General features: G+C 64.6%; 4 protein-coding genes and 1 pseudogene. 2 read left to right on the top strand and 3 right to left on the bottom strand.

Going from position 1 to position 7114, the window contains the following annotated elements; genetic code table 11:
* Positions 1-96 precede the first annotated feature (96 nt).
* A pseudogene (locus P1J78_RS23625) lies at positions 97-528 on the bottom strand (transposase); the annotation flags it as partial.
* Between the two features lie 103 nt (positions 529-631).
* Between P1J78_RS23625 and P1J78_RS23630 the strand changes: the two are divergent.
* A complete protein-coding gene (locus P1J78_RS23630; protein WP_275569838.1) occupies positions 632-841 on the top strand; it encodes a DUF6471 domain-containing protein in 210 nt (69 codons plus the stop codon).
* On the opposite strand, the gene P1J78_RS23635 is transcribed toward P1J78_RS23630, so the two are convergent.
* Both P1J78_RS23635 and mutS read right to left on the bottom strand, forming a co-directional pair.
* Positions 792-1742: a hypothetical protein gene (locus P1J78_RS23635; protein WP_275569839.1), complete on the bottom strand. Its 951-nt coding sequence runs from the start codon at positions 1740-1742 to the stop codon at positions 792-794. The two genes, P1J78_RS23630 and P1J78_RS23635, sit on opposite strands and share 50 nt — an antisense overlap.
* Positions 1743-1861: 119 nt before the next feature.
* Positions 1862-4486: a DNA mismatch repair protein MutS gene (gene mutS, locus P1J78_RS23640; protein ID WP_275569841.1), complete on the bottom strand. Its 2625-nt coding sequence runs from the start codon at positions 4484-4486 to the stop codon at positions 1862-1864.
* A gap of 147 nt (positions 4487-4633) precedes the next feature.
* On the opposite strand from mutS, the gene P1J78_RS23645 reads away from it, so the two are divergent.
* On the top strand, positions 4634-6889 hold the full coding sequence (locus P1J78_RS23645; RefSeq protein ID WP_275569840.1) for an NADP-dependent malic enzyme: 2256 nt from the start codon (positions 4634-4636) through the stop codon (positions 6887-6889).
* Positions 6890-7114: the final 225 nt, after the last annotated feature.

Below are 7114 nucleotides of genomic sequence, written 5' to 3' on the forward strand. Positions count from 1 at the left end.
GACCAGCATATGCAGAGCGACATCGACGAACTCATGCCTTGGAGCTTCGCTGAATAGTCAACCCGCAGCGCCAAGGGTGATGGGCGGCCGCTTACCAACGTGGCCGTCCAGAACCTCGCCGGTGTGAACCTCGGCAGCGATGGCTTCCCGCAGCTTGTGCGCCAGCACAAAAGCGGTCTTGTACTGGCAGTCCAGGTCGCGGCTGAGCTGCACCATGGACACGCCCTTGGAGGCGTTGACGGTGATGCAAATCGCGGCCAGCAGGTCCACGAAGTCCATCTTGCGGCTGGCAAAGATCGTGCCCGAGGTCACGCTGAACTGGTGGTGACACGCCTTGCACTTGAACTTGCGGCGAGTGGAGATGTCGTAAGCCTCGGCACAGCCGCAGCGCGGGCAGATCGGCGCGCCATCGGTTTCCGGCCAGCGCATTTCGCAGAACGTCCGATAGGCCGCTTCCTCGCCAGCCTTGTAGATCGCTCGAAGGCTGAGCGTTCTGGATTTGGCTGAGAGAAGGAAGTGTTGGGCCATTTGTCTGCGTTTGCGTTACGTTCGTAACATACATAGTACGTTGACGTAACGCGTGCAAGGGCATACGTATCAAAAAAGATACCTATATCGCAAAGGGTGCGACATGCCCGATCAGACCGAATGGGAACGGAAGGCCGCTAACCTCCTAAAAGCAGAGCTAAAGCGGCAAGGTGTGACCTATGGCAAACTCGCTGACCTGATAGGTGACAAGGAAGTCAATGTTCGGAACAAGCTGTCGCGTGGAAAATTCACGGCAGCATTTCTCATTCAGTCCTTGGATGCGATTGGTCAGACCCATCTCCGCCTAGACTGACAATGTCGGTTATTTGAATCTCGGTCGGCGTATATCCATTCGCTGTAAGCTTTGAGACCACCACGACGTCTGCAACAACCTTATCATGCCCCCACAGCGCCGATGGCTTTACCGGGTCGATAACCCGGACCTTCAACCTGCTTTCTGATATTGATGGCGCGACCGCGGCCCAGCCAGTCGCCGACCGATCCCTATCTTGGGCGTGAAGTTCCAATGGCACGGCCTCGTGCGGGGTATAGCGGTCGAAATCCGCTTCTTGATCGGAGTCGCCAGGATATGGAATCTCGCGAATAACTTCCGACGAGATTCGGTCACGATCAACCATCATGGGCGCGTTTTTATCCCTTTGACTGGGCAAGAATACGCCCTTCGCTGATCGGACAAGCCGCTTTGCGGCGGCTGGCTTACCGAACCGCGCATGAATAATGCTGCGAATATCAGCAGCCGGCTTGCCTGTCTCTGCCGCTAAAACCTGTACGAGTTCCTCAAATTTTTCTCTCGGCAAGCTATCAGCAAACGTCTTCTTCACGGTGTCGATGGCTAGACCCACTCCATAGAAAGCAATGGCGAGAAGGGCCACGGTTACGAGCGTGTCGTAATCGTCGCTAACCGTGATATTAAACAAGTCCTCCAGCACTGACGAAACCTCACGCTCCAGGTCGTCCTGAAAGGCCAGAAACAGCGAAATGAAGAAGATTTCGCGGAGCGGGCTTTCCTGCGTCAGGGACCGAACATTTAGAGAACATTTTTCGACCTGTAAACCCTCTATGAGGCTTGGGAGCAGGGACGAGGCGTCTTTTACGAGTGCGTCGGTCGCCTGCAACGCCGTGATAACGTCGGCAACCGGTGTCACACCTTCGGTTTCGTACGTAATCGACAACGGTAAATGAACTTCTGCCATATGCGAAGTTATGCAAATCTCGACGTCGCTGTGGAGTCCTAATCACCGCCCCACCCTCCGGCCGGGCTGGTGCGTTTGATACATAAGGCCGGATATTTTAGACCAGAAGAAGAGCCGGGTCAGGTTTCCCCGGAGAGGGACTTGAGCTGGTAGAGCAGGTCGAGGGCATCCCGCGGGCTGAGGTCGTCGGGATGGATTTCGGCCAGTCTCTGTTCCAGCGGCGACGGGCCCTGTTTCGGCTGCGGCGGCGGGGCCGGCGGAGCGGCCGAGAACAGCGGCAGGTCGTCGAGCAGCATCTTCGCGCCGCTTTTTCCTTCCCGGGCGCCTTCCTCCAGTTGTGCCAGCACGTCGCGGGCGCGGTCGACCACGGCCGGCGGCAGGCCGGCGAGCCGGGCGACCTGGACGCCGTAGGAGCGGTCGGCGGCGCCCTTGCGGACCTCGTGCAGGAAGATCACGTCGCCCTCCCATTCCTTGACCGCGACGGTGGCGTTTTCCACGCCGGAGAGGCGGTCGGCCAGCTGCGTCAGTTCGTGGTAGTGCGTCGCGAAGAGCGCGCGGCAGCGGTTGACGTCGTGCAGGTGTTCCAGCGTCGCCCAGGCGATGGACAGCCCGTCATAGGTGGCGGTGCCGCGGCCGATCTCGTCGAGGATGACCAGGGCGCGGTCGTCGGCCTGGTTGAGGATGGCGGCGGTCTCGACCATCTCGACCATGAAGGTGGAGCGGCCGCGGGCCAGATCGTCTGAGGCGCCGACGCGGCTGAAGAGCTGGCTGACCAGGCCGATATGCGCGGCTTTCGCGGGCACGTAGCTGCCCATCTGCGCGAGCAACGCGATCAGGGCGTTCTGGCGCAGAAACGTGGATTTGCCGGCCATGTTGGGGCCGGTCAGCAGCCAGATCGCCGCGCTTTCGCCATCGCCGGACAGGTCCGCGTCATTGGCGATGAACGGGTCGCCGCCCTGGGCGCGGAGGGCGCGTTCGACCACCGGGTGGCGGCCGTTTTCGACGTGAAACGCGCGGCTGTCGTCGACCTTCGGACGGGTCCAGCTCTCGGCCGCTGCAAGGTCGGCCAGCGCGGTGGCGAGGTCGATCTCGGCAACGGCACGGGCGAGGGTGTTCAGCGCCGCGGCGTGGTCGGTGATCTGGGACCGCAGGCTGTCGTAGAGACGTTTCTCGATCTCTCCGGCCCGGCCGCTGGCGTTCAGGATCTTGGTCTCCATCTCGCTCAGATCGACCGTGGTAAAGCGGACGGCGTTGGCCGTGGTCTGCCGGTGGATGAATCGGTCGGAGAGCGCCAGCATCTTGTCGGCATGCGTGGCGGTGCATTCGATGAAGTAGCCCAGCACGTTGTTGTGCTTGATCTTCAGCGAGGCGATGCCGGTCTCGGCGGCGTAGTCGGCCTGCATCCCGGCGATCACGCTGCGGCCCTCGTCGCGGAGGGTGCGGGCCTCGTCGAGTTCGCCGTCGTAACCCTCGGCGATGAAGCCGCCATCGCGGACCAGAAGCGGCGGTTCGGCGACGAGCGCCTGGTCGAGCGTGTCGTGGAGGGTGTCGTGGCCGGTGAGGTCGTGGCGCGCCGTTTCGAAAAGCGCGGGCAGGTCGCGGTTCTCCAGCCGCTCGGCGATGGCGAGCGCCTGGGTCAGGCCGTTGCGGATGGCGGCGAGGTCGCGGGGGCCGCCGCGGTCGAGGGCAAGGCGCGACAGGGCGCGGTCGATGTCGGGAACCCGGCGCAGATCCTCGCGCAGCGCGTCGGCAAGGGTCCGGTCGTCGAGGCAGAAAGCCACCGCCTCGTGCCGGGCGTGGATCGTGGCGAGGTCGCGCGACGGGCTGGAGAGGCGCCGTTCCAGCAGGCGTGCGCCGCCGGCCGTCACCGTGCGGTCGATGCAGTGCAGGAGCGAGCCGTCGCGTCCCCCCGCCAGCGCATGCGTCAGTTCCAGGTTGCGGCGGGTGGCGGCGTCGATCTGCACAGACTGGCTGGCGGATTCGCGCGCGGGCGGGCGCAGCAGCGGCAGCTTGCCCTTCTGGGTGATGTCGAGATAGTCGACGATGGCGCCAAGCGCCGCCGTTTCCGGCCGGGTAAAGCTGCCGAAGGCCTCCAGCGTGCCCACCTGGAACAGCGCGGTCAGCCGTTTCTCGCCCGAGGTGCTGTCGAAGGAGCCGCGCGAGAGCGGCGTGGGCGTCGCGCCCAGATCCGTCACTAATTCTGCCAGGTCGGCCTCGACCGCCTCCGACAGCAGCACCTCGCGCGGGCCGATGCGCGCCAGTTCCGGCGACAGGCGCGAGCGGGTGCAGGGCATCACGCGGAAGGCCCCGGTGGAGATGTCGACCCAGGCCAGCGCGCCCTCGTCCCGCACCTCGGCATAGGCGGCAAGGAAGTTGTGGCGACGTGCGTCGAGCAGGGATTCCTCGGTCAGCGTGCCTGGCGTCACCAGCCGGACGACGTCGCGTTTCACGACCGACTTCGAGCCGCGCTTCTTCGCCTCGACCGGATCCTCCATCTGCTCGCAGACGGCGACGCGAAAGCCCTTGCGGATCAGGGTCAGCAGGTAGCCCTCGGCCGAATGCACCGGCACCCCGCACATCGGGATATCCTCGCCCAGATGCTTGCCGCGCTTGGTGAGCGCGATGTCCAGCGCGCCGGCCGCATCGACCGCGTCGTCGAAGAACATCTCGTAGAAATCGCCCATCCGGTAGAACAGGAGCGCATCCGGATACTGCCCCTTGATCTCCAGATACTGCGCCATCATCGGCGTCATCGTGCCCGTCACGTCATCCCCCCGGATCGTGGATTGGCGGACCTTACAAATCCGCCCCGGCGCCCGCAATTCGATCTTCAGTTGAGATGGGGGCGTGTCACCGCTAACACTGAACCTCCACGAGGGAGGAGACCGACGATGCCGATGCAGCGTCATTCGCGTCAGGACGCGCTGACATTTCACCTGGAGCCGACGCCCGGCAAGCTGGAGATCAACGCGACGGTGCCGATGGCGACGCAGCGCGACCTGTCGCTGGCCTATTCGCCCGGGGTCGCCGTGCCCTGCGAGGAGATCGCGCGCGATCCGGGCACGGCCTTTGACTATACCACCAAGGGCAACCTCGTGGCCGTCGTGTCGAACGGAACGGCGGTGCTGGGGCTGGGAAACCTGGGGGCGCTGGCCTCGAAGCCGGTGATGGAGGGCAAGGCGGTGCTGTTCAAGCGCTTCGCCGACGTGAACTCCATCGACATCGAGCTGGACAGCGAGGACGTCGACGCCTTCTGCAGCGCCGTGAAACTGATGGCGCCGACCTTCGGGGGGATCAACCTGGAGGACATCAAGGCGCCCGAGTGCTTCATCATCGAGCAGCGGCTGAAGGAAGAGCTGGACATCCCGGTGTTCCACGACGACCAGCACGGCACGGCGGTGATCTGTGCCGCCGGGCTGATCAACGCGCTGCACCTGTCGGGCAAGAAGATCGAGGACGTGCGGATCGTCCTGAACGGCGCCGGGGCCGCGGGGATCGCCTGTATCGAGCTGTTGAAGTCGATGGGCGCGCGGAACGAGAACTGCATCGTCTGCGACACCAAGGGCGTCATCTATCAGGGCCGCACCGAAGGCATGAACCAGTGGAAGTCGGCCCACGCGGTGAAGACCGGGTTGCGCACGCTGGACGACGCGATGAAGGGGGCCGACGTGTTCCTGGGGGTCAGCGTCAAGGGCGCGGTCACCCAGGAGATGGTCGAGGGCATGGCCGATAAGCCGGTGATCTTCGCAATGGCGAACCCGGACCCCGAGATCACGCCGGAGGACGCGCATGCGGTGCGTCCCGATGCGATCGTGGCGACAGGGCGGTCGGATTATCCGAACCAGGTGAACAACGTCCTGGGCTTTCCCTACCTGTTCCGCGGGGCGCTGGACATCCACGCGCGCGCCATCAACGACGACATGAAGATCGCCTGTGCCGAGGCGCTGGCCCGGCTGGCGCGGATGGACGTGCCGGACGAAGTGGCGGTGGCCTATGGGCGCAAGCTGAGCTTCGGGCGGGACTATATCATCCCGACGCCGTTCGATCCGCGTCTGATCCACGAGGTACCGCCGGCGGTGGCCGAGGCGGGAATGCGGACGGGCGTGGCACGACACGCGATCGCCGACCTCGACGCCTATCGCCGGGCGCTGCTGGAACGGATGGATCCGACGGCCTCGATCCTGAACGGCATCAACGCCCGGGCCAAGGCGGCGCAGGCCACGATGATCTTCGCGGAGGGCGACGACGCGCGGGTGCTGCGCGCCGCCGTGTCCTATCAGCGCAACGGGTTCGGCCGCGCCCTGGTGGTCGGGCGCGAGTCGGACGTGAGGGAAAAGCTGGAGGCCGAGGGGCTGGCCGACGCGGTCCGCGAGCTGCGGGTCGTGAACGCGGCGAACACGCCGCATCTCGATACCTACAAGGCCTTCATGTACAAGCGACTGCAGCGCAAGGGCGTCGACATGCAGGACGTCCATCGCCTCGCCGCGCGGGACCGGCACGTCTTCGCGGCACTGATGTTGGCGCATGGCCATGGCGACGGAATGATCACCGGCGCGACGCGCAAGTCGGCGCATGCGATGCAGCTGATCAACAACGTCTTCGACGTGTCGGACAACGACGATGCCGTCGGGGTCACGGCGCTGATGCATCGCGGACGGATCGTGTTCATCGCGGATACGCTGGTCCACGAATGGCCCGACGAGGAGGATCTGGCGACCATCGCCGAGCGGGCCGCCGCCGTGGCGCGCGGGCTGGGGGTGGAGCCGCGGGTGGCCTTCGTCAGCTTCTCGACCTTCGGCTATCCGGTCTCCGAGCGGGCCGTGAAGATGCAGGTCGCCGCCGAGGTGCTGGACCGGCGCGGCGTGGATTTCGAGTACGAGGGCGAGATGACGGTGGATGTTGCGCTGAACCCGCGGGCGCAGGCGAACTATCCGTTCCAGCGGCTGACCGGGCCGGCGAATATCCTCGTGGTGCCGGCGCGGCACTCGGCGTCGATCTCGGTAAAGCTGATGCAGGAGATGGCGGGCGCCACGGTGATCGGCCCGATCCTGGCCGGCGTCGACAAGCCCATCCAGATTTGCCAGACGGTCGCGACCGTAAACGACATCCTGAACATGGCTGTCTTCGCGGCCGCCGAGGTGGGGTAGGGGGTTTCGAACCGCCTGGCGGCGGTCCGATCCGATGGGGGGACGCTGCCCCCCGTCGTCCATTGTGCTTGCACAATGGCGCTACGATGGACGACCCCCCTGGAGTATTTTTGGCCAGAAGAAGAGGCAGGCTCTAGAGCGTTTGCCCACCGACATGAATCGATTGGGGATTCCCATTCGGCCGAGGGACTGATTCACTGACCCTGGGGCAGATACTGGGGGCAG

It is taken from the genome of Psychromarinibacter sediminicola (genome assembly GCF_029168335.1).
In the GTDB taxonomy this organism is placed as follows: Bacteria; Pseudomonadota; Alphaproteobacteria; order Rhodobacterales; family Rhodobacteraceae; genus Psychromarinibacter; species Psychromarinibacter sediminicola.